This is a genomic window from Mucilaginibacter sp., assembly GCF_041088075.1.
Classification (GTDB): domain Bacteria; phylum Bacteroidota; class Bacteroidia; order Sphingobacteriales; family Sphingobacteriaceae; genus Mucilaginibacter_A.
In genome coordinates this window covers 1-24,979 of record NZ_JBGCVY010000061.1, presented here as the reverse complement: position 1 = coordinate 24,979, position 24,979 = coordinate 1, and the positions used below count along the sequence as shown (strand labels likewise).

At 40.5% G+C, this 24,979-nt stretch carries 24 protein-coding genes; 5 read left to right on the top strand and 19 right to left on the bottom strand.

Going from position 1 to position 24,979, the window contains the following annotated elements:
• Positions 1-4 precede the first annotated feature (4 nt).
• The 3 genes from V5804_RS14920 to rfbC are packed head-to-tail and all read left to right on the top strand — an operon-like array spanning position 5 to position 2,682.
• Entirely contained in the window at positions 5-1,807 is a 1,803-nt protein-coding gene (locus V5804_RS14920) for a tetratricopeptide repeat protein (protein WP_369592197.1), read from the top strand.
• A 21-nt stretch (positions 1,808-1,828) separates the two neighbouring features.
• On the top strand, positions 1,829-2,137 hold the full coding sequence (locus V5804_RS14915) for a DUF4286 family protein (RefSeq protein ID WP_369592196.1): 309 nt from the start codon (positions 1,829-1,831) through the stop codon (positions 2,135-2,137).
• On the top strand, positions 2,134-2,682 hold the full coding sequence (gene rfbC / locus V5804_RS14910; RefSeq protein ID WP_369592195.1) for a dTDP-4-dehydrorhamnose 3,5-epimerase: 549 nt from the start codon (positions 2,134-2,136) through the stop codon (positions 2,680-2,682). The genes V5804_RS14915 and rfbC overlap by 4 nt, the downstream gene beginning before the upstream one ends.
• Before the next feature lie 82 nt (positions 2,683-2,764).
• Here rfbC and V5804_RS14905 read toward each other — a convergent pair whose 3' ends face one another.
• The 18 genes from V5804_RS14905 to V5804_RS14820 form a co-directional block, all read right to left on the bottom strand.
• Complete coding sequence (locus V5804_RS14905; protein ID WP_369592194.1) at positions 2,765-3,424, bottom strand: DUF2461 domain-containing protein; 660 nt, start codon at positions 3,422-3,424, stop codon at positions 2,765-2,767.
• Positions 3,425-3,477: 53 nt separating this feature from the next.
• Positions 3,478-3,753, bottom strand: a complete 276-nt coding sequence (locus V5804_RS14900) for a hypothetical protein (RefSeq protein WP_369592193.1) — start codon at positions 3,751-3,753, stop codon at positions 3,478-3,480.
• Positions 3,754-3,858: 105 nt separating this feature from the next.
• Positions 3,859-4,452, bottom strand: a complete 594-nt coding sequence (locus V5804_RS14895) for a DUF420 domain-containing protein (RefSeq protein WP_369592192.1) — start codon at positions 4,450-4,452, stop codon at positions 3,859-3,861.
• 3 nt (positions 4,453-4,455) lie between these two features.
• Entirely contained in the window at positions 4,456-5,115 is a 660-nt protein-coding gene (locus V5804_RS14890) for an SCO family protein (protein WP_369592191.1), read from the bottom strand.
• A gap of 47 nt (positions 5,116-5,162) precedes the next feature.
• Positions 5,163-5,504: a cytochrome C oxidase subunit IV family protein gene (locus V5804_RS14885; RefSeq protein WP_369592190.1), complete on the bottom strand. Its 342-nt coding sequence runs from the start codon at positions 5,502-5,504 to the stop codon at positions 5,163-5,165.
• Between the two features lie 19 nt (positions 5,505-5,523).
• On the bottom strand, positions 5,524-6,213 hold the full coding sequence (locus tag V5804_RS14880) for a cytochrome c oxidase subunit 3 (RefSeq protein WP_369592189.1): 690 nt from the start codon (positions 6,211-6,213) through the stop codon (positions 5,524-5,526).
• Between the two features lie 19 nt (positions 6,214-6,232).
• Positions 6,233-6,817 carry a heme-copper oxidase subunit III gene (locus tag V5804_RS14875; protein WP_369592188.1) on the bottom strand — a complete coding sequence of 195 codons (585 nt, stop codon included), beginning with the start codon at positions 6,815-6,817 and terminating at the stop codon, positions 6,233-6,235.
• A gap of 4 nt (positions 6,818-6,821) precedes the next feature.
• Positions 6,822-7,679 carry a heme o synthase gene (gene cyoE / locus V5804_RS14870; RefSeq protein WP_369592187.1) on the bottom strand — a complete coding sequence of 286 codons (858 nt, stop codon included), beginning with the start codon at positions 7,677-7,679 and terminating at the stop codon, positions 6,822-6,824.
• On the bottom strand, positions 7,669-8,745 hold the full coding sequence (locus tag V5804_RS14865) for a heme A synthase (RefSeq protein WP_369592186.1): 1,077 nt from the start codon (positions 8,743-8,745) through the stop codon (positions 7,669-7,671). Before V5804_RS14865 ends, cyoE begins: the two co-directional genes overlap by 11 nt.
• Positions 8,746-8,831: 86 nt before the next feature.
• Positions 8,832-10,730 (bottom strand): cbb3-type cytochrome c oxidase subunit I, encoded by a 1,899-nt coding sequence (locus tag V5804_RS14860; RefSeq protein ID WP_369592185.1) that lies wholly within the window; start codon positions 10,728-10,730, stop codon positions 8,832-8,834.
• A gap of 11 nt (positions 10,731-10,741) precedes the next feature.
• Complete coding sequence (locus tag V5804_RS14855; RefSeq protein ID WP_369592184.1) at positions 10,742-11,953, bottom strand: cytochrome c oxidase subunit II; 1,212 nt, start codon at positions 11,951-11,953, stop codon at positions 10,742-10,744.
• Positions 11,954-12,170: 217 nt separating this feature from the next.
• The gene (locus V5804_RS14850) at positions 12,171-13,421 is read right to left on the bottom strand and encodes a quinol:cytochrome C oxidoreductase (RefSeq protein WP_369592183.1); all 1,251 of its coding nucleotides are present in this window, start codon (positions 13,419-13,421) and stop codon (positions 12,171-12,173) included.
• 14 nt (positions 13,422-13,435) lie between these two features.
• Positions 13,436-14,014, bottom strand: a complete 579-nt coding sequence (locus V5804_RS14845; RefSeq protein WP_369592182.1) for a cytochrome c — start codon at positions 14,012-14,014, stop codon at positions 13,436-13,438.
• On the bottom strand, positions 14,007-14,543 hold the full coding sequence (locus V5804_RS14840) for a DUF3341 domain-containing protein (RefSeq protein WP_369592181.1): 537 nt from the start codon (positions 14,541-14,543) through the stop codon (positions 14,007-14,009). The genes V5804_RS14845 and V5804_RS14840 overlap by 8 nt, the downstream gene beginning before the upstream one ends.
• Positions 14,544-14,545: 2 nt before the next feature.
• Positions 14,546-16,015: an NrfD/PsrC family molybdoenzyme membrane anchor subunit gene (gene nrfD / locus V5804_RS14835; protein WP_369592180.1), complete on the bottom strand. Its 1,470-nt coding sequence runs from the start codon at positions 16,013-16,015 to the stop codon at positions 14,546-14,548.
• 26 nt (positions 16,016-16,041) lie between these two features.
• Complete coding sequence (locus V5804_RS14830; RefSeq protein WP_369592179.1) at positions 16,042-19,083, bottom strand: TAT-variant-translocated molybdopterin oxidoreductase; 3,042 nt, start codon at positions 19,081-19,083, stop codon at positions 16,042-16,044.
• Between the two features lie 43 nt (positions 19,084-19,126).
• Entirely contained in the window at positions 19,127-20,410 is a 1,284-nt protein-coding gene (locus tag V5804_RS14825; protein WP_369592178.1) for a cytochrome c3 family protein, read from the bottom strand.
• 250 nt (positions 20,411-20,660) lie between these two features.
• A complete protein-coding gene (locus tag V5804_RS14820; protein ID WP_369592177.1) occupies positions 20,661-21,641 on the bottom strand; it encodes a deoxyhypusine synthase family protein in 981 nt (326 codons plus the stop codon).
• A 292-nt stretch (positions 21,642-21,933) separates the two neighbouring features.
• On the opposite strand from V5804_RS14820, the gene V5804_RS14815 reads away from it, so the two are divergent.
• Positions 21,934-23,037: a hypothetical protein gene (locus V5804_RS14815; protein WP_369592176.1), complete on the top strand. Its 1,104-nt coding sequence runs from the start codon at positions 21,934-21,936 to the stop codon at positions 23,035-23,037.
• Between the two features lie 40 nt (positions 23,038-23,077).
• On the opposite strand, the gene V5804_RS14810 is transcribed toward V5804_RS14815, so the two are convergent.
• On the bottom strand, positions 23,078-23,863 hold the full coding sequence (locus V5804_RS14810; protein WP_369592175.1) for an O-methyltransferase: 786 nt from the start codon (positions 23,861-23,863) through the stop codon (positions 23,078-23,080).
• A gap of 54 nt (positions 23,864-23,917) precedes the next feature.
• On the opposite strand from V5804_RS14810, the gene V5804_RS14805 reads away from it, so the two are divergent.
• A complete protein-coding gene (locus V5804_RS14805) occupies positions 23,918-24,793 on the top strand; it encodes a transglutaminase-like domain-containing protein (RefSeq protein ID WP_369592174.1) in 876 nt (291 codons plus the stop codon).
• The last annotated feature ends 186 nt before the right edge of the window (positions 24,794-24,979 follow it).

Below are 24,979 nucleotides of genomic sequence, written 5' to 3'. Positions count from 1 at the left end.
TGGTATGAAGCTGTTTTTATCCCTTCTTTTTTCGTGTCTCTTTTTAACTGCCGTAGCGCAATCTGATGATGTGCTGCTGGCCAGGCAATATGCGGCATCCGGAGAAAAAGACAAAGCCAGCCAGCTTTACCAGAAACTGTACAAACAGGACAACGAAACGTATTTTAAACCTTATTGTTACAGCCTGCTCAGTCTGAAAAAACTGGACGAAGCCGAAAGCCTCGCCAAAAAAATGATCAAAAAACATCCTGGCAATGTGGATTATACCATTATGCTGGCCAATATCTACACAGAAAAAGGCGAAGCGCCAAAAGCCGAAGCGGTTTATAAAGACATCCTGAAAAATTTACCGGCAGACGAAGGCCAAATTTCGATGATTGCAAACCAATTGTACCAGGCCGGCAATACGGATTATACCATCAGGGTTTTTTTGCAAGGCCGCGCGCTGTTGCACAATGACCAGTTGTTCTCGATGCCGTTGATCAGCATGTACCGCTTTCGGCGCGAGAAAATGCAAATGGCGGCCGAATATTTGAACATTCTGACTTCTAACCCGGATTATTTGTACCAGGCCCAAAACAACATCGCCAACCAGTTTGACGGCCCGGCAGATTACGAAACGTTTAAAGGTTTGCTGTTGGACAAAATCCAGAAAAACCCGCAGGCCATCGTTTTTACGCAACTGCTCACCTGGCAATATTTGCAGCAAAAAGAGTACGAACTGGCGTTAAACCAGGTAATTGCGCTTTCAAAACGCCAGAAAGACAATGGCGAGCAGGTTTTTCAGCTTTGCCAAATGTTAAACAGCAACGAAGCTTACGATGCCGCCATCCGCGGTTATGAGTTTGTGATCTCGAAAGGAAAAGAGCGCGAATATTACATCCCGGCACGGATCGAAATCCTCAACACCAAAAATTTAAAAGTTACTTCGGGCAAATACCAGCAGCAGGATTTGGTTAGTCTGGAAAAAGATTACCAGGATTTGCTAACGGAGTTTGGGCGCAACAGCAATACTGCTTTTGCCATGCAAAAATTGGCCAGGCTCGAGGCTTTTAAATTGCACAAAACAGCCGAAGCTGAGAAGTTATTGGAGCAGGCCGTGCAAATCCCTGACCTGCAACAAAACCTTTTGGCCGATTGCAAAATGGATTTGGGCGATGTTTACCTGTTGAACAACGAACCTTGGGAAGCAACTTTGCTTTACAGTCAGGTTGAAAAAGGGTTCCCCAACACCAATATTGCGCAGGAAGCCAAATACCGCAACGCACATCTGGCTTATTTTACCGGCGATTTTACCTGGGCAAAAGCACAATTGGATGTGCTGAAAGCGGCAACTTCGCAACTGATTGCCAACGATGCTTTAAATCTTTCACTTTTAATTACCGATAACACGGCTTTTGATTCTACCGGAAATGCGCTGAAAATGTATGCCCGCGCCGACTTTTTGATCTATAAAGAGCAAACCGACCGCGCTTTAAAAACCCTGGACAGCATTGACCGCGTTTACCCAAACAATACTTTGGCCGATGATATTTTGATGGCCAAGGCACGCATTTTTATCCAGCAAAAACAGTATGTCGCCGCCCTTACGCCTTTGCAAAAAATTGTGGCCGATCATCCAACCGAACTTTGGGCCGATGATGCTGTTTTTATGATGGCCGATTTGTACGAAAACCGGCTGAACGACAAAGCCAAAGCCCAGCAACTGTACCAAAAAATCATTACCGATTATCCTTCCAGCTTATGGATCAGCGAGGCGCGGAAAAAATTCAGGGCTTTGCGCGGCGATGCGGTGCCAAGTTCCTGATAAAAACCATAGTTTTACGCCATGTTCATTTATAATATTACGGTTTTGATTGAAGAAACCTTGGAGCAGGAATGGTTAAACTACGTTCAAACCGAGTTTATTCCGGCTGTTTTGGAAACAGGTTTTTTCCAGTCCTGCCAATTGTTGCAAGTAACAGATTCGCCAAATGAAGGCTTAACTTATTGTGTCCAGTTTCGTACAAATGAAATTTCATCCCTGCAATCTTACCAAAGTTTGTACGCGCCGCAGATTGAAAGCGCGCATCAATTAGCATTTCCCAACCAATTGGTTACCTTTAATTCAACCATGAAACTCATCAACGAACAATGAATATTACCGACACCAAAATTGAAGGTTTAAAAATTATCGAACCGCGCATTTTCCCTGACGACCGCGGCTATTTTTACGAAAGCTATAACGAAAAAAAATACCGCGAAGCCGGCATTGATGCCACTTTTGTGCAGGACAACCAATCGTTTTCTGCCAAAGGAACGTTGCGCGGTTTGCACGGGCAGGCCGATCCTTTTGCACAAGGAAAATTAGTGCGTGTTTTGCAAGGCCGGGTTTTGGATGTAGCGGTTGATATCCGTAAAAACTCGCCTACTTTTGGCCAGTATCTAACGGTGGAACTGAGCGGGGAAAACCACAAACAATTTTGGGTTCCGCCCGGTTTTTTGCACGGTTTTATTACTTTGGAAGACGATACTATCTTTACGTATAAAGTAACCAACTATTACGACAAAGCTTCAGAAATTGGCATGGTTTGGAACGACCCGACTTTAAACATTGATTGGCAAACGGATATTTCCAAGCTTTTGCTTTCGCCAAAAGATGAAATTTTACCAACTTTTACCGATTTTAAAAGTCCGTTTTAGCGCTTGTTCAAAAACCTAACCGTTAAAGTTGCGATGCTTCTTTTATCACCTAAAAATTTGTGTTGATTTATTAAGAAAGCAACTATTGCAACGCCTGGTGCAGGAAATTGTTGAGCGGACAAACTTTGGCAAAAAGTTCAGCAATGTTGTTTGCCGCATCTTTTTTCATCAGTTCTTTATCAGATAATGGATGCACGGCCGCATAACTTTTCAACTTGAGCAAGTTGATATTTGGATGGTCTGCCTCGTAACCTTTCGGGTTGTTTTTTAATTGGTCCTGCTGATCGAAGGCTGAAAAAGTATCGGTAAAAGAAGCATCGTTGACAATCTTTTTTAAAGCTTCGCCGTTGTAATCAATTTCCTGGCGGATGGATTTCAAATGATCGGCCGATGGCATCCAATACCCGCCGCCGGCAAAAGAAGCAACCGGTTGGATATGCAGATAATAACCCATTTCGGCATTGCCGTTGCCGGTTTTAAAATTGATGCCGAAATTGTTTTTGTAAGGCGTTTTGTCTTTGCTGAAACGGACATCACGGTAAATCCGCATCACACATTTTTTGGGATCGGTATCCGCATTAACCATCGGGTCAATTTTAGCAAGCAGCGTTAAGATTTCTCCGGCAAAACCGATTACATTTTCGCGCGCCTGCTCGTACAAATCCTTATGATCCAGAAACCAATCGCGGTTGTTGTTTTCTACTAATTGCTTTAAAAAATCAAAGGTTTCCGGTTTGATCATTTACTATGTTCGGCTATCGGCAATGAATTTTATGTGGTAAAAGAAGTATTGGCTTAATTTAAGTTGAGCTTTTCGTTGCGCATGTTCAGTTCCACATTCCTCCGCCTAAACCTTTTAAACCAAATGTAACCAACTACGGCAGCCGCCAAATAAGGCGCGGCCAGCAAAACCATAATCCCTTTGTTCAAGCCATCGGCCTGTTTGTTTCCGCTGCCATGCGAGGTTTCTACGTTTGCCGCACACATGGCGCATTGTGCATAAGTAGGTTGTGTGCTTACGAAAAGCAGCATCAGCACAAACGCTGCAAATATTGTTTTTAAACTTTTCATCGTTTTAATTTTTCTGTGGTTGATGGTTGCAATTTCCGTTACAGCCTGATTTTTATGTGGTAAAAGAAGCATTGCAATAACGCTGGTTTTTTCTGCAAATTTAAGCTAAAACTGGTAATAAGGTGAAATCATAATATAAACTATTACACCGGTTACCGTTACATAAAACCAGATAGGCCACGTCCAGCGGACAATTTTTCTGTGCCTGGCGATCTGGTTTTGCAGTGCAAAACTGAAGCTAAACAAGATTAACGGCAAAACGATGGCAGCGAGTATAATGTGCGAGATCAGAATTCCGAAATAAACGTAGCGCAGGTTGCCGGCAGCTAACTTTTCTGAGGCAGAAACAATGCCGTTTCCATCCAAATCACCGTAACGGGTTTCGGGGGCGAGGTAATGGAAAACGATATACAAAACCAGGAACAACGACGAAAGGACAAATGCCGTAATGTTGATCCTTTTGTGCATCGCCACATTTTTTTGTTTGATAAAATAGAGCGATAAAAGAAGCAACAGGCTGCAAGTTCCGTTTAAATAGGCGTTGATTAGAGGCAGTTTGTAGGTGAACGAAGGCAACGTTGCAGAAACCGGAAGCACCTTCAGGATCAATATCACAACGACCGCGAATACAAATATCGAAACGCCGATGATGATCCTGAAGATCAGCTTATCCTGCGTGTTGTTGGTTTTGACCAGCATTTTTTAATATAAATTATCTTTTATGTTGCGTAGTTCTTCTGCGATCAGCACTTTTATTTCGTCGTTCAGTTTGCTCATTTCGTTGATAGAAGTGCCGTTATAATAACCACGAATCCGCCGCTCCTGATCTAACAAAACTAATTTTTCGCTGTAAACATAGTTCTCCGGGTTGTTTTTTCCGTTAACGGCAGAGAGCAACAAACCATTTCGGCTAAGGCCATAAATCGTGGTGGTATCGCCGGTTAAAAACTTCCATTGGCCGTCGTTTGCTTTTAAAGCTTTTGCGTAATTTTTTAAAACGGGCACTTTATCTGTTTCTGGATCTACCGTTATCGAAACGAATTTCAGGATATTGTTTTTGGTGTAATTACCGGCCAAGTCTGCCACATTTTTGCTGATTTCGTTGCATAAAGTTGGGCAATGGGTAAAAAAGAAATTCATGACCACAACTTTGCCTTTTAAGCTTTGCCGGGTAACCAATTTGCCATCCTGATCATACAGTTTAAAATCCTGCACCTGATGGTAAATAGTATCGTAAACTACTTTTCCCCTTACTTTATGAAACGTTTTTGCTACTTGTTTCGGGCCGTAAATGGGCAAAGGTTTGTAGCGGTTTTTTCCTTTGGCCTGAAGTAAATAATATAAAAATCCTGGTACTATCAATATAAGTACCAGGATTACAAATCTTTTGACAGCAGTAACGTTGAACATTAATGCTTGGCCAGCAACCAGTAATTACCTTCGTTGGTTAAAACAAGTATCAAACCAATGATAAATAAAGTAGGAACCAGGATTGCGTAGGCCATGCCAATTTTCTCAAACCGCAAGTGCATAAAATAAGCAACGATATAAAATGCTTTGGCCAAAGTAAGCACGATGTAAACAGGGTTTGCTATTCCCTGCTTTAAAACATGGTGCGGAACCAAGTATAAAGCAATAATAAACTCGATGGCGGTTATGCCAAGCAATACAAAAAACACTTGCCAGATTTTGTGTTTGGAAAGTGATTCATGATCTTCATCATGATGAACATTGGAAGGTTCTGTGCTCATAATATTTTTATTTTATTAATTATACCAAATAGAAAAAAGTAAAAACAAAAACCCATACCAAATCTACAAAGTGCCAGTACAAGCCTACTTTTTCTACCATCAAATAACTGCCCCGTTTTGCATAGGTTCCTTTTAAAACGTTAATCAGGATAATGATATTGATGACCACGCCGGTAAATACGTGAAAACCATGAAACCCGGTTATAGTAAAAAACAGATTGGTAAAGTTTGTCCCGGTGGGCAATCCTGTGGCACTTTTAAAAGGGTTGCTTCCCCACCAGGCGCCTTCTTCGTGCAAGTGCGTCCATTCTAAAGCCTGGCAACTTAAAAATATGAGGCCACCAATCACCGTCAAAAACATCCATCCGGCCACTTCCTTTTTAGCTCCCCTGTGGCCTGCCTCTACGGCAAGCACCATCGTTACCGAACTCATAATCAGGATAAAAGTCATCAAGCCCACAAAAACCAACGGTGCGCCATGTTCTTTTATAAAAGGAATGGATTGAAAAACTTCATCAGGCATGGGCCATGCTTTTGCACTAAAGCGCAAAGAACCATAAGCTATCAGTAATGCCGAAAAAGTAAACGCATCAGACAGCAAAAAGAACCACATCATCATTTTTCCATATTCAACCGAAAATGGAGAGCGGCCACCTGCCCAGGGTGTGGTTTTGATTTGATCGATAGGTGCTACGGAGGTTGTACTCATCTAAGTTATATGTATAGAATTATTGTTGATTCAAAAGTAAAAAAACATAAAGATATATCCATAAAATATCTACGAAATGCCAAAATATGGAAGTCATCTCTAAACGAAAAAGATTTTTAACCGGTGGATTGTTCTTGTAGCTGCCTATTAAACTGCTAATTACCAAAATCAAGCCGACAAGGATATGAACGAGATGGACACCTGTAAATATATAGATAAAAGATTGTGAAGCGTTTGGGTTAACCAAGTAAACGCCCATTTTTACCAAAATACTCCAGGCATAAAACTGCAGGCAAAAAAAAGCAAGCCCTAAACCAAGCGTTGCCCAAAGGTACTGCCTTTGCTTATTGTATTGCAATTTTTTTGCCGAACGAAAAGCCATATACATGGTAACACTGCTTAGCAGAATAACAATGGTGCTAAAGATAAACGCGTGCGGCAAAATAATTTTAATCCCTTTATCTGTTGAACCTTGCGAGTACACAATAAAACCGCTGGTAAAAGCAGCAAAAAGCATAAACGAGGTTATGATGAACAGCCACATGCTGAACTTTTGAGGCTGAAGGTTTAATTTTTCCTTGTTATCGGTAACAGACTGAGCCATTTCTTTATTTTCCAACAAAATCAAATAATAACGCTAATTGTACTACGGGCAGGTAAAAAAAAGAAGCATACATTAGTTTTTGCGCTGAACCGATGTCCTGCTTTAACATTAAATTAAAAGCATAGTATAAAAAAGCGAAGCTTGAAATTAATGATATTGCACCAACATATAAACCGCCGAAATTATAAAATGTTGGCAAAAGACTTACCGGAACCAGGATTAAAGTAAACACAAAAGCAATTACGGCACTTGTTGCATCCCGCTTTCCTGTGGGCAGTAATCTAAAACCTGCCAATTTGTAATCGTCATCCAACACCCAGGCAATAGCCCAAAAATGCGGGAACTGCCAAACAAACTGTATTCCAAACAGAACCAAAGCAATATAATCAATTTTGGGATGGGCAGCTACATAACCAATCAGTGGAGGCAGTGCGCCCGGAATTGCACCGATAAAAACAGCAACAGGGGATTTTCTTTTGGCAGGCGTATAAATAAAGGCATACAAAAAAATAGAAAATACCGATAAGTAGCCTGTGGTTAAGTTTAAACTTCCTAAAATGTAGGTTCCGGCAATGCCCATAAAAAGGCTGAGGACCAAAGCTTGCCCGTTGGTCATTTTGCCCGATGGCAAAGGCCGGTCGGCTGTCCTTCGCATCAGTTTGTCTAAGTCTTTTTCGATGATTTCGTTAAATCCATTGGCTGCCGCGGTAACCAAAAACCCTCCTAAAATCAACAAGCCCCAGTTTTTCCAAATGATTTCACCGTTGACTTTGCTACCAATTAAAAAAGAAATAGAGGCAGAAAATACGACCAGAAACGTAAGACGAAATTTAATCAGCTTGGAAAAATCGCTAAATACCATACTTCGCTCCTGACGTTTCTGCTGTTTCAAATAAATTCAGCAATAAATAAAACTGTGTGCCAAACAACAAACTGGCCAAAAATAAGTGCGCAACTTGTGCAATCGGAGGCAAACTTAAATAAGCCAATGCAACCCCTGCAAAAACTTGTAATGTAATAATGATAAAGCTTGTACTCATTAATTGTTGTTGAACTGAGCTTTTTACGTAGGTTTTCCTGATCAGCATAAATAACAACACGTTAACCACAATCACCAGCAGAGCTAAATTTTTGTGGTCGAATAAAATTTTTTCCGCCCCGTTGACCCACTCCTGCCTGAAATTTCCCTGTAGCCTTGCCGCATATTCGTCAATTTTTTCCCGCACTTCGGTTCCAACCGAGATTTGTACAATATCCAGTACCAATGCAAAAAAAGCTGCAACAACTACCCATGCTTTGCCGGAAACTTTTTTGCCTGCTTTGATCATTCTTGCTTTGTGCCAGGTGTAAATACTGATAGCCAAAATAGCAAATGCAATTAACATATGTACCGTTACAATCCAGGGGACCAAATTTGAAGAAACTACGATAGAACCGATCCAGGCTTGAAACCCGACCAAGAAAAGGTTAAACAGGCTTAACAAAACTATGCGCTTACTAATTTTCCAGTAGTAAAAAGAGTATGCTGCTGTTAGCAAAAGAATATTTCCTGTCACGAAACCAATTAATCTATTAATGTACTCAGTCCAGGTTTTTGCCACATTAAATTCTTCCTGCTGCTGGCCATTTATAGAATTTCGGGATTGTATTTTTGAAGCTAAACTGGTGTATCCAAAAGCATTCAAAACTTTTATGAAACGGGTATTTTTTTTAACCTGGATTTCAGCATATTTTGTACGGTAATCAATAGGCAGTTGTGCTTCTTTTACCGGTGGAATATACCTGCCAAAACATTTAGGCCAATCCGGGCAACCCATTCCAGAACCTGTACTTCTTACCACCCCGCCAGCTAAAATAAGTATAAACAGTGCAATTACAGCAATCAGGTTGATGGACCGAAACCTTTTTTCCGAATTAAAATATTTCAATTTACTATTAAAAATTAAGGGTATTTAGTAGGAAAAAATTCCTGCATAAATACCCTTGAATCAAATAAAATTATATTGTTCAGTTTTTATTTTACTTCCTGAGACGGAGAATTTTTCTTTAGCCATTCAGTTTGCAATTTCTCTACTTCCGGGTCATCTTCAAAATCATGTGGTAAGTTTGAATTTAAAGTTTGAGAGAAAGGTACAGTTTGCGGAATAAAATCCTGGTCATGTCCTGGTTTACTGTAGTCATATGGCCAACGATAAACAGTTGGTATTTCTCCTGGCCAGTTTCCGTGGATACGTTCTATCGGTGTTGTCCATTCCAAAGTATTTGCATTCCAAGGGTTTTGGGAAGCCTTTCTACCAAAAAATATGGAGGAAAAGAAGTTGTACAAAAATGCTACTTGCGCTAATGCAGACATAATTGCAGCCCAGGTAATAAACGTGTTAACGGATAACCACTGCTTCATTGATTCAAATTCTGTAAAAGCATAATACCGACGAGGAACGCCGTCCAAACCCATAAAGTGCATCGGGAAGAAAACCAAATAAGCCCCTATGAAAGTTAGCCAAAAATGCAGGTAGCCTAATTTTTCATCCATTAACCGTCCGAACATTTTTGGAAACCAGTGATAAACGCCAGCCAACATACCAAATATAGCAGCCGAACCCATTACCAAGTGGAAGTGGGCAACTACGAAGTAAGTATCGTGTAAGTTAATATCTAAAGCAGAATTACCTAAGAATATACCGGTCAATCCACCAGAGATAAAGAAAGAAACAAAACCAATTGAAAACATCATGGCAGGTGTGAAACGGATATTGCCCCGCCATAAAGTAGCCAGCCAATTAAAGGTTTTTACTGCCGATGGAACCGCAATAATTAAAGTGGTTATCATGAAAACGCCACCGAGAAAAGGGTTCATACCAGTTACGAACATATGGTGCCCCCATACAATAAAAGACAAAACTGTAATACCGATCAAAGAATAAACCATGGCATGGTAACCAAATACAGGCTTGCGTGCATTAACAGCCATTACTTCTGATACGATACCCATTGCAGGCATAATCACGATATACACTTCCGGGTGACCAAGGAACCAGAACAAATGTTCGAATAAAATAGGACTGCCGCCTTCGTTAGGTAATACTGACCCGTTCAAAACAATATCAGAAAGATAGAAGCTTGTTCCCATACTTCTGTCAAAAACCAATAACACTACACCTGCAACCAGTACCGGGAAAGACAATACGCCTAAAATTGCGGTTACAAAAAACCCCCAAATGGTTAAAGGCATTTTCCATAGGTCCATACCTTTTGTACGCATGTTTAATATCGTACTGATATAATTGATACCTCCCATTAATTGCGAAGCAACAAAAAGCACCATGCTTGTTAGCCATAAAGTCATTCCCATTTCTGAGCCTGGCATCGCTTTTGGCAAGGCAGATAAAGGAGGATAAATTGTCCATCCACCACCTGCAGGGCCTTTTTGCACAAAAAAGGAGCTTAACATGATAATACAGGCCGTAAAGAAAAACCAGTAAGACAACATGTTTAAAAATGGGGAAGCCATATCCCGTGCACCTAATTGCAAAGGGATTAAAAGATTGCTAAAAGTACCACTTAAGCCTGCAGTTAGCACAAAAAACACCATGATGGTACCATGTATGGTAACTAAGGATAGGTAGAAGTTTGGATCTAAACGCCCTTCCGGTGCAAACCTTCCTAACAATGTGTGTAAAAAAGGAAAAGCGGTATTGGGATAAGCCAACTGGATGCGGAACAACACGGACAAGATCATGGCAATAACGGCCATGATGATACCAGTTATTAAAAACTGTTTGGCAATCATTTTATGATCCTGACTGAAAACGTATTTAGTCAGAAATGTTTCTTTATGATGGTGTTCGCCATGTCCATGGTCATCATGTACATGTATCAACTCCGGATTATTAACTGTTAATGCTGTTGCCATAACCTCTTTCCTTATAATTTATTAAAAGCTAATTTATTTTTAGTAACAGCATCAACGGGTTGTGCTGCTGCCATTTTTAATTCTTTTCTTAATTGATCGCTCAAATAAGGTTTTTGCTTGGATACCCAATCCTGGTACTCTGCTTCTTTTACCACCCTAAAAACCTTTTGCATGTTAAAGTGGTTGCCGCCACAAATTTTGTTGCAGTACAGTTTATATTCAAAGTTGGGATTATCCAACTTGGCGCGCATATCATCGGTAGTAACGGTAGGCGTAAATTGGAAGAATGTTGGCAAACCTGGTACAGCGTTAATTTGTACCCTAAACCACGGTAAATAAAAGCTGTGAATTACATCCTGTGCAATCAAATTAATACGGACAGGTTTATTTACAGGAACTACAATCTCGTCTGCAGTTAAATCGTCATAACTGTTTTTATCCTTAAAATCTACACCAAGCTTGTTATTGATTGAGTACAGCTTTGAGTTTTTCAATCCAAGCTTTCTGTCCTTTCCGGGGTATCTTAATTCCCAAGCAAATTGATGTGCAGTAACATCTACATTTAATGCTGACCGTTGCTCTGATACCGGAACATCCATAATGTTTTTCCAGGTGATGGAGCCAAACACAACCAGAATAGTTAAAACGATAGCGGGCACAACAGTCCAAAGTTTTTCAATAGTGTTATTGTGAGGTAAAAAATATGCTTTTCTCAATTGTGATCCTCTGTATATGTATGCGAATCCAAAAAGCATTATTTGTGTACCAACAAAAACGATTGTAGTAATGATCAAAGTAATGTTAAACATTTCGTCTATCCGAACACCATGTTTCGAAGCGGCATCAGGCAATATCATACTACCGTGAACTGTGTACTCCCAATAAGCACCATAAAGGCCAAGCAATAAAAACACACCGAAAGACATTGCTATAATGCTGTTCCAGTTTATACCTTTTTTATTCTGCATTTTTAGCGTAAGGTCGTAAATTTTCAAAATGCGCCCAATCACTGCAATGACGAAACACACCAGTAAAAACAGTAATACATTGTAGCCTATACCAATCCACATGGAATTATCAGCAACAGTGCCATCAATTGTGGGTGCATTAACACTGGTTGGCGCAGTGCCTTGCGCAAAAGAAAAATTTGCAATCAACAACAGTAATAAATTGATACTGCTAAAAAGTAGTGATTTTGAAAAAAATGATTTTTGAAATTTCATTTTAAAGATTTTATAGGTGTTTTGCCCGTTGTTCATATTTAATCAGTTGCTTAAAGCCTGTTTAAAATTTACTTATTAAAGTTTCCATGCTTCTTTTATCACCTTAAAATTGTTAAGTACTTGGTTTTCTGATTTTTTTAAGTTGATACTAACACCAATTTTTATAGGGTAAAAGAAGCATTGACATCTTTCTGATCTAAATTTGAACAAGCTATTATTAAATATGATGGTTTAAGCTTTCTTCTAAAAATGGGTGGTTTTTTGGAACGAGCGAAGTTTTACTCAATGCACTAAGCATCAAAAAGGTAAATAAACCTACAAATCCTAAAGCTATCCCAATTTCTTCGATGCCAAATCCCCTTCCTGCTGCACCAACCGTTCCTGGCATAACCATTAAATAATAATCAAGCCAATGCCCGCATAAAACAACAATACATACATACTTTAAAACTGTAGCTGCTCTTTTTGCATCCCGTGACATTAACAACAATACGGGTGCGCAGAAGTTTAGTACAATATTCAACCAAAACCAGGGCTTAAACTCAGGTTCCCATCTTCTGTAAAAGTAAACGCTTTCCTCTGGTATGTTAGCGTAGTAAGTAAGCAAAAATTGCGCAAACCAAACATATGTCCAAAATATGGAGAAAGCAAACACCAGTTTCCCTAAATCGTGCAAATGATTGTCTGTTATCCACGTCATGTAACCATTTTGCCTTAAAATAATGGCAATTAAAGTTAAGGCTGCAAGGCCGCTTACCCACATGGCTGCAAAATTGTACCAACCAAACATTGTTGAATAATAGTGTGCCTCCAATGACATTATCGCATCAAAAGCGAAAAGAGGGGTAGTAAACCCAAATACTACCAAGAATATTGCGGATACTTTAAAGCTTTTGTTATAATTTACCATACCCCCTACTTTATCCTCATTGTTGGAATATCTGCTGAGCATTGCCCCGAATATGCTGTACAAGCCAAGGAATATAATTAACCGGGCAAAAAAGAATGGAATATTTAAATAGCCTGATTTTGCCGCAATTACAGCATCATAATTCTCACTTCCTTTAACGACTATGCCTTTTGTTGCCCAATGTGCGTATAGGTAAGGTTCCACTATTTTTTTACCTTCTTCCACTACTGTATGGCTGATTAATAACCCTAAGGTTATAACAGCAATTAAAACAAATGCGGCGTAGGGCAAAACTTTTGCATAAGCTTGTGGAATCCGTATAACAGAAACAGACCATCCTGCTTGTGATACATATTGGATAGCACAAAATAAAACCCCTTGCATACACACAGATGCAAAATAGTAACTCATCAATAATAAATTGGCAAATGTTCGCTCAGTATGTCCTGCCAAAACTCCAAATGCAATAGCAACAAAACCGATTGCGATAGCTACTAAGCTATAGGTTTTAGCTTTCCCTGAAAATTCAAACTGTTGGTTGTAATTAAGATCTTTCATCAATTTGATTGGTATTATAATTTTTGTAACTGGTGGACATACAATATTACTTTCCAGCGTTCGTCAGGATCTAACTGGGAAGCATAAGAACCCATAGCATTTAAACCATAAGTAATAGTGTGATAAATTTTACCGTCTGTAAGATCTTTCATAGCCCCGCCTCTGGAGGAGGTACCTTTTGAATAAGATGGCGGGGCAGGATAACCATGTTGTACCACCAAACCATCCCCCTGACCCTGAATACCATGGCAAGGAGAGCAAAAATGCTCAAAAAGTACTTTACCATCTGCAAGTATCCTTTTATCGGCAATATATTTGTTTACAACTTCTACGCTGGCCCTTTCATATCCATCTTTTGTATTTGGGTAATCAAACCGTGCAAAACCTACCGGAATAGTACCAGCAGGAGGAACTTGCGCGGTTGTTCCATTTTTAAAGTTAGGATTGGGTTGATAAGGATCGTAAGCAACATGCTCGTACATGTTAGGGGCATATTCCCATCCGGTACTACGCTTATCTTTACCACATGCAGTAAGCAAAACAGATACCACAGTACTTACTGCAACTACACTGAGTATCCTAAATTTATTCATAGCTAACATATTTTCTGTCGTTATGTTTAATTTCTACGGCACCTGCTTCTTTTAAGCAAGAATCAATCTGGTCATGCTGAGTATTGGTTTTTGCATTAACAGCAATTACAAAACGATCATTAGTGGCCCTTAAATCCATTACCCTGGGTGTACGCCCCGGAAATAGATGGTTGGAATAAAAATAAGTAAACACCATACCAAAAGAGCTGAACAAGACAGTCCACTCAAAGCAAATAGGCACAAAGTTAGGCGCAGTAAAATGTGGCTTGCCTCCTATATTTATAGGCCAGTCATACACCAACATATAATATAACATACAAAATGCCGCCGTCAACCCGATACACCCAAAAATAAAGGCAGCAACCGGCAAGCGAGATTCCTTTATGCCTAATTTGTCTTCAATACCATGTATAGGCATTGGTGTAAACACATCGTAAATAGAAACGCCCTTTTCTTTTAGGCTATCAATGCCCTTCATCATTTCATCAGGGTCATCAAAAATGCCAAGTATATATTTAGTGCTATCCATAATTAAATATTTGAATATTCAGCTTGTTCAACGCTGTCATACTTTATTAAATTCTCTTTGTAAAACTCGGCTTGTTCTTTAACTACATGCCCTTGTTCTAAAAGCTTTTTCTTTTCTTGTTCACTGCTGCTTTTTAGTAACAGTTTTACTTCTGCCATCGCCACTGCCGGAAGCACTCGCAAGAACAATAAAAATAAGGTGAAAAATACGCCTATTGAACCTATAAAAACACTTACATCAACCCAGGTTGGATAAAACATGGCCCAACTTGACGGAAGAAAATCGCGATGAAGCGACACTACAATGATTACAAAGCGCTCAAACCACATCCCTATGTTAACAATAATTGATAACCCCCATGAAAGAGCAATATTTGTACGTACGGATTTAAACCACATTAATTGTGTCATTAATACATTACACCCATACATCATACAGCCAGCCCACCAATAAGGCCCTATAAACCTGTTTAAAAAAGTGTATTGTTCATATTCACCACCGGAATAGTAAGCGATAAAAAACTCTGTTAAATAAGCCACACCAACAATAGAGCCTGTCAACAAAATAATTTTGTTCATAGATTCAATGTGGAACATGGTAATATAATTTTCAAAACCTAATACTTTACGGGTAACCAACATTAGGGTTTGCACCATAGCAAAGCCGGAAAAAATAGCCCCTGCAACAAAGTAAGGCGGAAATATGGTAGTATGCCAGCCTGGTTCAAGGGAAGTGGCAAAGTCCATAGATACTATCGTATGTACTGACAGTACTAAGGGCGTTGCAACACCTGCCAGCACCAGGGATACTGCTTCAAATCGTTGCCATGTTTTTACAGAACCGTTCCATCCGAATGACAAAACAGAATAAATTTTACGGCGCAAACCTGTGGCACGGTCGCGGATAGTAGCAATATCAGGTAACAAGCCTGTGTACCAAAATACTAAAGATACAGAAAAGTAAGTTGAAATTGCAAATACGTCCCAAATTAATGGCGAGTTAAAATTTACCCATAATGAACCATATTGGTTAGGTAAAGGAAGGGTATAAAGTGCCATCCAAGGCCGACCCATGTGTGATACAACATAAGTTGCCGCACATATAACCGCAAAGATCGTCATTGCTTCTGCAGAACGGTTAATAGAATTCCGCCAGTTTTGGCGGAACAATAAAAGTACAGCAGAAATCAATGTCCCTGCGTGCCCAATACCAACCCACCAAACAAACCCGGTGATATCCCAGGCCCAGCCTACTGTTTTGTTCAAACCCCATGAACCAATGCCATACCAAAAAGTGTAGCTAACTGCATAAAGCCAAAGCATTGCACCTGCAGATGCTACTGTAAAGCCTATCCACCAAGCTTTATTGGGCATATTTTCTACTGGTACCAAAATATCATCTGTTATTTTGGAGTAGGTAATATTATCACCTGTAATTAAAGGTTCTCTTATTATAGATTCGTGTGATGACATACTCTTATGTTTCTCGTTATTTATAATTAAGCCAAGGTTTCGTTAACATTTCTTACTTTAACCTGATAACCAATTCCTGGTTGTACGTTAAGTTCTTCCAACACATAATAAGTACGGTCGCTTTTCAGCAATTTAGCTACTTCAGATTCAGGATCATTTACGTTACCGAACACGATTGCATTGGTAGGACAGGTTTGTTGACATGCCGTTTTAATTTCTCCATCTTTCAAGTTTCGCTGGTCAAGTTTCGCCTTTAATTTACCGCCCTGAATACGTTGTATACACATGGTACATTTCTCCATTACACCCCTAAAACGGGTAGTAACATCGGGGTTTAGCACCAGTTGCGTATGCTCGTTATTCAAATAGTTATCAAAACGGGAATCGTTCCAATAATTGAACCAGTTGAACCTTCTGACTTTGTACGGACAGTTATTAGCACAATAACGTGTTCCAACACAACGATTATAAGCCATGTGGTTTAACCCTTCTGAAGAATGGACCGTTGCCAATACCGGACATACTGTTTCACATGGCGCATGGTCGCAATGCTGGCAAAACATGGGCTGATACACCACAGAAACATTATCCATGTTATCCAACTTGTTAATTTCTTTTTCTTCCGTTACTGATTCGTTGCCCTCTTTAAAACTGTAGTAACGGTCAATTCTGATCCAATGCATTTCCCGTCTGCGCCGAACTTCGTCCCGGCCAACAACCGGTACATTGTTTTCAACATTACAGGCAGCCACGCAAGCACCACAACCGGTACAAGAATTTAAGTCAATGGCCATCACCCAATTGTATTCCGGGCGATTGTATTCCGGCCAAAGCGTGTAAGTTTTGTGTTCTGATTCGTGGCGCCCATTTGCAGAAGAAGGATCTTTTAAATATTTATTAAAAGAAGTTTCGCGGATTATATTCCGTCCTTCTACTGAATGATGGGTTTGGGTTTGAGCTAAATTATAAACATCACCTGTTGCAGTAATAGTAGCCTGGGCCGAGCCTTGAAAAGTGCCATTTTTAAAGGCCAAGAATGGAAAAGCATTTTTACCAACCCCTGTTCCAACTTTTCCGCTTGCAGTGCGGCCATAACCCAAGGCAACAGAAATAGTTTGCTGTGCTTGTCCCGGCTGTATCAAAACTGGTAACTCAACTGTATGGTTGCCTGAAGTTATTTTTAAAACATCACTTTCTTTTATCCCTAATTTTTCAGCATAGGTTGGAGAGATGGCAGCATAATTGTCCCAGGTTACTTTTGAAACAGAATCTGGCAGTTCCTGCAGCCAAGGGTTATTGGCCCTTTTGCCTTCGCCCATGCTAATAGTTGGGTAAACCTGTAGTTCAACTGTATTGCCGTTTGCAGCCAACTGGTTGCTACGGTTGATGATGCTCTGTGCAATACCGCTTAAATCTTTATTAAAACTATAAGTAGTTGCAGGTACATCTGCTGTTTTTATCAACCCTTTTTGCAAAAGCGTTTCCCATCCTGCTTGGCCGGATAAACCAACTTTAGGCAATAAATTGGTTAGCCAATTATTCCTTACAAAAGCGTAGTAATCTTTAACCGGGCTATCGGCCCAAACTAAAAAACTCTGTTCTGCCTGACGGGAATTATAAACCGGGTTAATGGCAGGCTGAATGATGGTATAATAACCTGCAAAAGCATTGCTATCGCCCCAGGCTTCCAAATAATTGTGGTTTGGTGCTATAACCTGGCACAAAGAAGAAGTCTCGTCGCTGCGGTCAGAAAAAGAAACCTTTAACCTTACTTTAGCTAAAGCCTGCGTAAAATCTTTAGCATTAAAATAATCATAGCCCGGGTTTGAATCTAAAAAGAATACTGCATCAACTTCGCCGCGTTTCATTTCGTTAACAAACTCTACAAGTTCCGCATCGTTGCCAGCATATTTTAAATATGGGTTATCCAAGTCAATAGTTGTACCGTAACTGCCAAGCAAAGAGTTAATGGCATTTACCAAAACCTGCATGGCCACATCGTTAGAACCACAAACTACCAATGCCCTGCCTTTTGCCGCAGTAAGCTCTTTTGCTGCAATGGCTATTGAATTTGCTGCTGCCTTATTGCTTAGCGGTTTAGAACCCGGAAGTGTAGTGCCGGATATTGCATTGTACAGGCTTACCAAAGCCAAACCTTCTTCCGAAGGTTTAATAGGAACCCTGGTATCCGCGTTAGTACCTGTCAAACTCATACCAGCTTCAAACTGAATATGGCGCGACATTTTTTTACTCTCTAAAGAAGCGTTGTTTCTATTGGTCACCCATTGGCGCATAAATTCAACAGGAGAGATCCAAGTGCCTAAAAAATCAGCGTCAAAACTTACAATTACATCAGCTTTTTCAAAATGATAATGCGGCAGAACTGCTTTGCCAAAACTGTTTTGATTGGCTTGGATAATGCCGGTATAAGAAATCGGATCGTAATTGATTAGTTTAGTTGTAGGATATTTGGCGGTAAAAGCAGCAATCACCGCTTGGGTAGAAGGGCTGTGAACGGTAGAAGAAACAATCCTGATCTTTTTTCCGCCTGCAGCTACCGCAGCTAATTCTTTTGTTACAAAACCATCAACCATTTCCCAGGAAGATTCGTCTTTGTTTAACACTGGGTTTTGTAAACGTGATATATCGTATAAATCGAGAACAGAAGTTTGTCCGGGTGCGTCAATTGCACCGCGTCCGATTAAGTCATCCGGATTGCCTTCAATTTTAATAGGTCGTCCTTCCCGGGTTTTTACCAGAATAGCCTGGCCATTGTAACTGGAGGTGTAGTAATTTGCAACACCCGGCGTAACTTCCTCCGGTTTGATTAAATACGGGATTGATTTATGTACCGGAACTTTTTGGCAGGCCGCTAATGTTACCGCGCCAACACCAAACCCCAGTGCTTTTAAGAAATCACGTCGCGGGGTTTTGGCCATAAGCCCTGCTCCGCTTAAAATTTCTTCTATTGGAAGTGGCTCAGCAAACTCGCTTTTGTTCATCTCGACAAACTCAGGCGAATTATTTAATTCCTCTAAACCTTTCCAGTACTTTTTATTGCTTTCCATTTAAGCTTTGTAAACTGTAATTGTAAATGCTATTTGTTAAAAATCAATAATGACATTTGCCACACTCAATACCACCGATAGAGGCAATCGTAACTTTTTCACCGCGCTTAATGCGGTCATGTACGTCAACCATACGGTCATAGTAAGCGTTGCCTTTGTAATTCACTTCAGTACGTCTGTGGCATTGGATACACCATTTCATAGTTAAAGGGGAATACTGGTAAACTTCCTGCATTTCCTGAATCTGACCGTGGCAAGTCTGGCACCGGATACCGCCAACCTTTACATGCTGTGAGTGGTTGAAGTAGGCAAAATCCGGCAGGTTATGGATACGCACCCATTGAATTGGCCTTGCTTTGGTACTATCATATTTTTGTGTTTGCGGATCATAACCTAAAGCATTATAAATTTTTTGTATCTCCGGGGATTCTGTTTTAACCACTTTGTGGCAGTTCATACAAATATTTAAAGAAGGAATACTTGCATTTTTAGATTTATAAGCACCGGAGTGGCAGTATTGACAATCAATTTTCATGGCACCGGCATGTAACTGGTGCGAATATTTGATCGGCTGTACCGGCTGATAGCCTTGGTGTACGTTAGTGTTCCAAAGCGTAACCCATGTCCAGCTTCCTAAACCAACTACAGAACACAGCACCAAAAAGAACACAAACTTTTTGTTCTTGGCTAAAAGTTTAACCGTGGCTAAACGGTCTACGGCTGGTTTCGCTGTTTCTTCTTCTATATCTTCTGGCAAAAGGCCTTGTTTTTGCATCAGCAACCTTTCCAGCGTACCAATTACCCGATTTAAAACCAGGATCACCAAAAACGCTACAACAATAACACCGATCAAACCAAAAAGCATTGTACTGCTCGGGCCTGAATCAGCACCGGAAGGGCCGTTAGCACCAGAACCAACCGCTGGCGTAGCTTTTGCAGCCTGAACTTTTTTCCACTGGTCTTTTACATAGCCCAAAATGTCTTTTACATCCTGATCGCTCAGGTTTGTAAACACACTCATTTGCGACTGGTTGTACTCGTTGTAAATGTTCAGCGCTTTTGGGTTTTTGGCCGCGATCAAAGCCTGGTTGTTCTGTATCCATTTGATCAGATAGGCCTCGTCCGGCTCCGAAGTAATGGTTGGCCCCAACGCCGGGCCAGTCATCCGTACATCAATTTTATGGCACGAACCGCAATTGCTGCTTTTAAACAAAGCCTCGCCTTTTGCTGGGTCTTGTGCATAAGCAGCAGTTTGCACCAGAACAAAACCTGCAACGATGAACAGCAACCTTGAAATTTGTTTTAAAATCAATGAGACATTTCTCATAGGGTATATTATGCTTTTAATGTAATTGAAGAACCGAAAACAGAAAAACAAGCTATTATCCTACTATTTCCGGTTCACAAAAGTATAACTTATAAAAATATCACTGACAGTATGATGACTGTTAATACCAATTTATACTCATTCTAAATAAGTACAAAAACTGACCTATTTGAACTTATTTTAAGGCTGTTTTGCTTCAAATTGTTTGTACCGATGCTTCTTTTATCGTACAAAAATTTGCATACCAAAATTATTGTTTTAAAATCCAGGCAAATATCAGCGGGACAACAATGGTTGCATCAGATTCGACAATAAATTTAGGCGTATGGATATCCAGTTTTCCCCAGGTGATTTTTTCGTTTGGTACAGCACCCGAATAAGAGCCATAAGATGTGGTCGAATCCGAAACCTGGCAGAAGTAGCTCCAGAACGGGATGTTCTGCATTTCCATGTCCTGGTACAACATTGGCACAACGCAAATCGGGAAATCGCCGGCAATACCGCCGCCAATCTGGAAAAATCCTAAACCTTTTCCGTCCGAATTTTTCACGTACCAATCCGCCAGCCAGGCCATGTATTCAATACCGCTTTTCATGGTCGAGGCTTTAATCTCGTTTTTGATGACGTAAGAAGCAAAAATATTCCCCATCGTAGAATCTTCCCAGCCCGGAACCACAATCGGCAAGTTTTTGGCAGCAGCAGCCAGCATCCAGGAATTTTTCGGGTCAATTTCGTAATACTGTTCCAACTCGCCACTGTTCAAAATTTTGTACATGTATTCGTGCGGAAAATAGCGCTCGCCTTTATCGTCGGCATCTTTCCAGATCTGGTAAATGTGCTTTTGCAAACGGCGGAAAGCTTCTTCCTCTGGGATGCACGTATCCGTAACGCGGTTGTAATGGTTTTCCAACAAATCCCACTCGTCCTGCGGGCTTAAATCGCGGTAATTCGGCACCCGTTTGTAATGCGAATGCGCCACCAAGTTCATAATATCTTCTTCCAAATTCGCACCGGTGCAGGAAATAATGGCAATTTTATCCTGACGGATCATTTCTGCCAATGAAATTCCCAGTTCGGCCGTACTCATCGCACCGGCAATGGTTACCATCATTTTTCCGCCTTCCAGCAAATGTGTTTCGTAGCCTTTTGCGGCATCTACCAAAGCAGCGGCGTTAAAATGGCGGTATTGCTTTTCTATGAATTGAGATATTGGCCCTCTTTCTATACTCATTTTGTTATGGTTAAATTTTTGCAAAAATATACATTTTACCCTAACCGTATTTGATCCTAAAACAGAAGTTGTTTAAACTTTTTTCTGGCCCTCTTTTTTAAGTTGATGCTTCTTTTACCGCATAAAAATTGGTGTACTTGATTTGTTCACTATATGCAACACCAATTTTTGCCCGATAAAAGAAGTAGGACATTTTTCATTGTACAAATTTAAACAGCCCCCAAAATTTAAACAACTTGCTGTATTCCGCACGTACAACCGGCAGATCGGCTATCTTCGCAGCCGATATTTCATGAAACGGATACTGTTTTTACTGCCTATTTTTCTTTGTACGCATTTTGCCGGCGCACAACCTCGTTTTATCAGAAAAATTTTTCTCGAAAAAGACAGCAGTAAAAGAAGCAGTTTGCTGCCTTTGCCGTTGGTTGCCTATTCGCAGGAAACAGGTTTGGAGTTGGGTTTTGCCGCTTTGTATTCTTTTTATACAGATACTTCGCACAAAAACACCAAAGTTTCCAACCTGTACTTGCCGGTTTCTTATACCTTTAAAAACCAAAGCCGCATCAGCTTAAAAACAGATTATTGGCTTCCCGCAAATACCTATCATTTAACGGCTGATATAGGCTACTCGAACTTTCCTTTTAACTTTTACGGGATTGGGAATGATACACGAAGCAGCAACAAAACCTTGCTCACCCAAAAGCGGTTTCATGCGATTGCCGGTGCCGAGAAAGCTGTTTTTACCCATGTTTTTTTAGGCTTAAATGCTGATTATGAGGATTATTCTTTCAAAGATCAATTGATCAATATCAGCCTTCCGGGGAAACAAGGCGGCGGCAGTTTGTTTTACGGACCGAGTTTGATTTTTGATAACCGCAACACTAACACTTACACGTTAAACGGTTTTTACGCAAACTTAAACGGTGGTTTGGTAAGCAGCATCAACCGAAGCGATTATAACGGCGCTTACTTTAACTTCGATTTTCGGCAGTTTAATTCGATTTCCAAAAAACTCGTTCTGGCTTTTAACGGCAGTTACCAGTTTACAACCGGCAGCAATACGCCTTTTTATTTACTGCAAACTTTGGGCAACGACCAATTGATGCGCGGTTATTACGGCGGCCGTTTCCGGGATAAATATATCATTGCTTTGCAATCAGAACTGCGCTACCGTTTAAGCGACCGAATTGCTGCAGTTGGTTTTGGCGGAACAGGAACCGTTTATAATTCCGTATTCACCTTCAATCAATTAAAACCGAACTACGGCGGCGGCCTGCGCTACTTTTTTGATGTAGAGAAAGGCATCAGTATCCGGGCAGATTATGGCGTTGGCGAAAAACCGGCAGGCGAAAAACGGCAATCGGGCTTTTATTTAAGTTTGGGCGAAGCTTTTTAGGTGATAAAAGAAGCATTAAAGAAGTCAGAAAGACCGAAAGCTAAAACTTCACCTTAAAATCTTCTTTTACCTGATCTTTTTTAAAAAAAACCAAGCCAACCCAAAACAAATCAATGGTTACCGTAACCTGCGGATGTTGTTTGATTTTTTTCCAGGCGGCTTTCATGCCTTCGCTCCAATAAATATCGTCGAAAACGATCACGGTTTTATCGTAAGCTTTGGGCAAAATCCAATCAAAATACCGTAAAGTTGCGGCTTCGGTATGGTTGCCATCAATAAAAACAAAATCAATGTGCGGTTCTTTTTCCAGCACTTGCGGCAAAACATCGTCAAAATTACCGACCACCAAATCAACGTTTTTGGCTTCCATGATGGCAAAATTCTTGGCAGCCACATCAGCAATTTCGCGGCAGCCTTCAACCGTGGTAATTTTTGCAGCAGGATTGGCCTGATTTAAATACAAAGAAGTTACGCCCAAACAAGTGCCCAGTTCGACCAGGTTTTTCGGTTCGAAATGTGCCACCAAACGAAAAATCAATTGTGCCAGCCGCGGCGATTTCAGCACGTTTTTGGCAATTTCCCGTACTTCTTTTACCGTGCTTTTATTGGTGTGCGAACCAGCGCCCAAATCCACAATGGTTACTTTGGCTTTGCTTTGCAGCAACTGCTGCCGTATCTGCTCGATTGGCAGGTAATCGGTTTTGGCACTAAAATCGTATATCACATCATCAACCAGCTCGTACACAAAAGGCGAGTGCACGCCATGCCTGCTTTTTGCAAAAAAGTAATGTTTGAAGTAATCGCGTGCAAACCGCCAGTTGAACATGCGCCAAAGATAATTTATATTTGAAATAATTGTTGTTAAACCGGTCTCTTGTTTATGATCAACCCAACTGAAATACATTCTTTAGTAAAATTACTGGACGACCCCGACCAGGAAATATATAGCCACGTGCATCAAAAACTTTTTTCTTATGGTGCCGAAGTGATCAGCCATTTGGAAGAAGCCTGGGAAAGTGCTTTCGACCCGGTTTTGCAGGAACGCATTGCCGAACTGGTGCACGAAATTCAGTTTTCGAACCTAAAAAACGATTTGAAATTGTGGTGCCAAAGCGGCGCGTTTGATTTACTGCGCGGCGCATTAATCATCAATAAATACCAGTATCCGGATTTGGACGAGCAGAAAATCATTAACCAGATTGAAGCCATTAAACGCGATGTTTGGCTGCAAATGCTGTACGAAGCCAGTCCGGTTGAGAAAGTAAAGCTGATGAACCATGTTTTTTACAACATTTATGGTTTCAGCGGCAACACCGCCAACCACCAGGACCCACAAAACTCTTACCTCAGCCAGGTGATGGAAATGAAAAAGGGAAACCAAATTTCGCTGGCCGTGATCTATTCGGTTATCGCGCAAAAGCTGGACATCCCGGTTTTTGGTGTGAATTTACCGCAACATTTTATCCTGGCTTATGTAGATGAAAACGAACACCTGGAAACCGACAACGGCGTTTTGTTCTACATCAACACTTTTAACAAAGGTTTTATTTTTGGGAAACGCGACGTAGATATGTTCCTGAAACAACTCAACCTAAAACCCGAACCGCAGTACTACGAACCTTGCAGCAACTTGGATATTATCAAACGGATTTTGCGGAACTTGATCAGTTCTTATGAAAACTCCGGCTTAACGGAGAAAGCAAATGAGTTAACGGAATTGCTGGTGATTGCGAGTGAGGATCATTTGCATTCATAAAATTTCTGTTATATATAGAAAACAAATTAGTTTATCTACCTTTATATTGAAGTTGTTTAAACTTTTATTTTTTTGTTAATTCTTCTGAGGAAAAATACGCAGAATGCCATCCAGTGCATCGCCATCCAGTTCCTGGATAGGACTTCATATCTGATAACCAATCCCTTAAAGCCGTCCATCCAAGCG

Bases quoted from the DNA above. Each gene is read 5' to 3' on its own strand.
- V5804_RS14920 (WP_369592197.1), top strand. From the start codon at position 5: ATGAAGCTGTTTTTATCCCTTCTTTTTTCGTGTCTCTTTTTAACTGCC.
- V5804_RS14915 (WP_369592196.1), top strand. From the start codon at position 1,829: ATGTTCATTTATAATATTACGGTTTTGATTGAAGAAACCTTGGAGCAG.
- rfbC (WP_369592195.1), top strand. From the start codon at position 2,134: ATGAATATTACCGACACCAAAATTGAAGGTTTAAAAATTATCGAACCG.
- V5804_RS14905 (WP_369592194.1), bottom strand. From the start codon at position 3,424: ATGATCAAACCGGAAACCTTTGATTTTTTAAAGCAATTAGTAGAAAAC.
- V5804_RS14900 (WP_369592193.1), bottom strand. From the start codon at position 3,753: ATGAAAAGTTTAAAAACAATATTTGCAGCGTTTGTGCTGATGCTGCTT.
- V5804_RS14895 (WP_369592192.1), bottom strand. From the start codon at position 4,452: ATGCTGGTCAAAACCAACAACACGCAGGATAAGCTGATCTTCAGGATC.
- V5804_RS14885 (WP_369592190.1), bottom strand. From the start codon at position 5,504: ATGAGCACAGAACCTTCCAATGTTCATCATGATGAAGATCATGAATCA.
- V5804_RS14880 (WP_369592189.1), bottom strand. From the start codon at position 6,213: ATGAGTACAACCTCCGTAGCACCTATCGATCAAATCAAAACCACACCC.
- V5804_RS14875 (WP_369592188.1), bottom strand. From the start codon at position 6,817: ATGGCTCAGTCTGTTACCGATAACAAGGAAAAATTAAACCTTCAGCCT.
- cyoE (WP_369592187.1), bottom strand. From the start codon at position 7,679: ATGGTATTTAGCGATTTTTCCAAGCTGATTAAATTTCGTCTTACGTTT.
- V5804_RS14860 (WP_369592185.1), bottom strand. From the start codon at position 10,730: ATGGCAACAGCATTAACAGTTAATAATCCGGAGTTGATACATGTACAT.
- V5804_RS14855 (WP_369592184.1), bottom strand. From the start codon at position 11,953: ATGAAATTTCAAAAATCATTTTTTTCAAAATCACTACTTTTTAGCAGT.
- V5804_RS14850 (WP_369592183.1), bottom strand. From the start codon at position 13,421: ATGAAAGATCTTAATTACAACCAACAGTTTGAATTTTCAGGGAAAGCT.
- V5804_RS14845 (WP_369592182.1), bottom strand. From the start codon at position 14,014: ATGAATAAATTTAGGATACTCAGTGTAGTTGCAGTAAGTACTGTGGTA.
- V5804_RS14840 (WP_369592181.1), bottom strand. From the start codon at position 14,543: ATGGATAGCACTAAATATATACTTGGCATTTTTGATGACCCTGATGAA.
- nrfD (WP_369592180.1), bottom strand. From the start codon at position 16,015: ATGTCATCACACGAATCTATAATAAGAGAACCTTTAATTACAGGTGAT.
- V5804_RS14830 (WP_369592179.1), bottom strand. From the start codon at position 19,083: ATGGAAAGCAATAAAAAGTACTGGAAAGGTTTAGAGGAATTAAATAAT.
- V5804_RS14825 (WP_369592178.1), bottom strand. From the start codon at position 20,410: ATGAGAAATGTCTCATTGATTTTAAAACAAATTTCAAGGTTGCTGTTC.
- V5804_RS14820 (WP_369592177.1), bottom strand. From the start codon at position 21,641: ATGAGTATAGAAAGAGGGCCAATATCTCAATTCATAGAAAAGCAATAC.
- V5804_RS14815 (WP_369592176.1), top strand. From the start codon at position 21,934: ATGAAACGGATACTGTTTTTACTGCCTATTTTTCTTTGTACGCATTTT.
- V5804_RS14810 (WP_369592175.1), bottom strand. From the start codon at position 23,863: ATGTTCAACTGGCGGTTTGCACGCGATTACTTCAAACATTACTTTTTT.
- V5804_RS14805 (WP_369592174.1), top strand. From the start codon at position 23,918: ATGATCAACCCAACTGAAATACATTCTTTAGTAAAATTACTGGACGAC.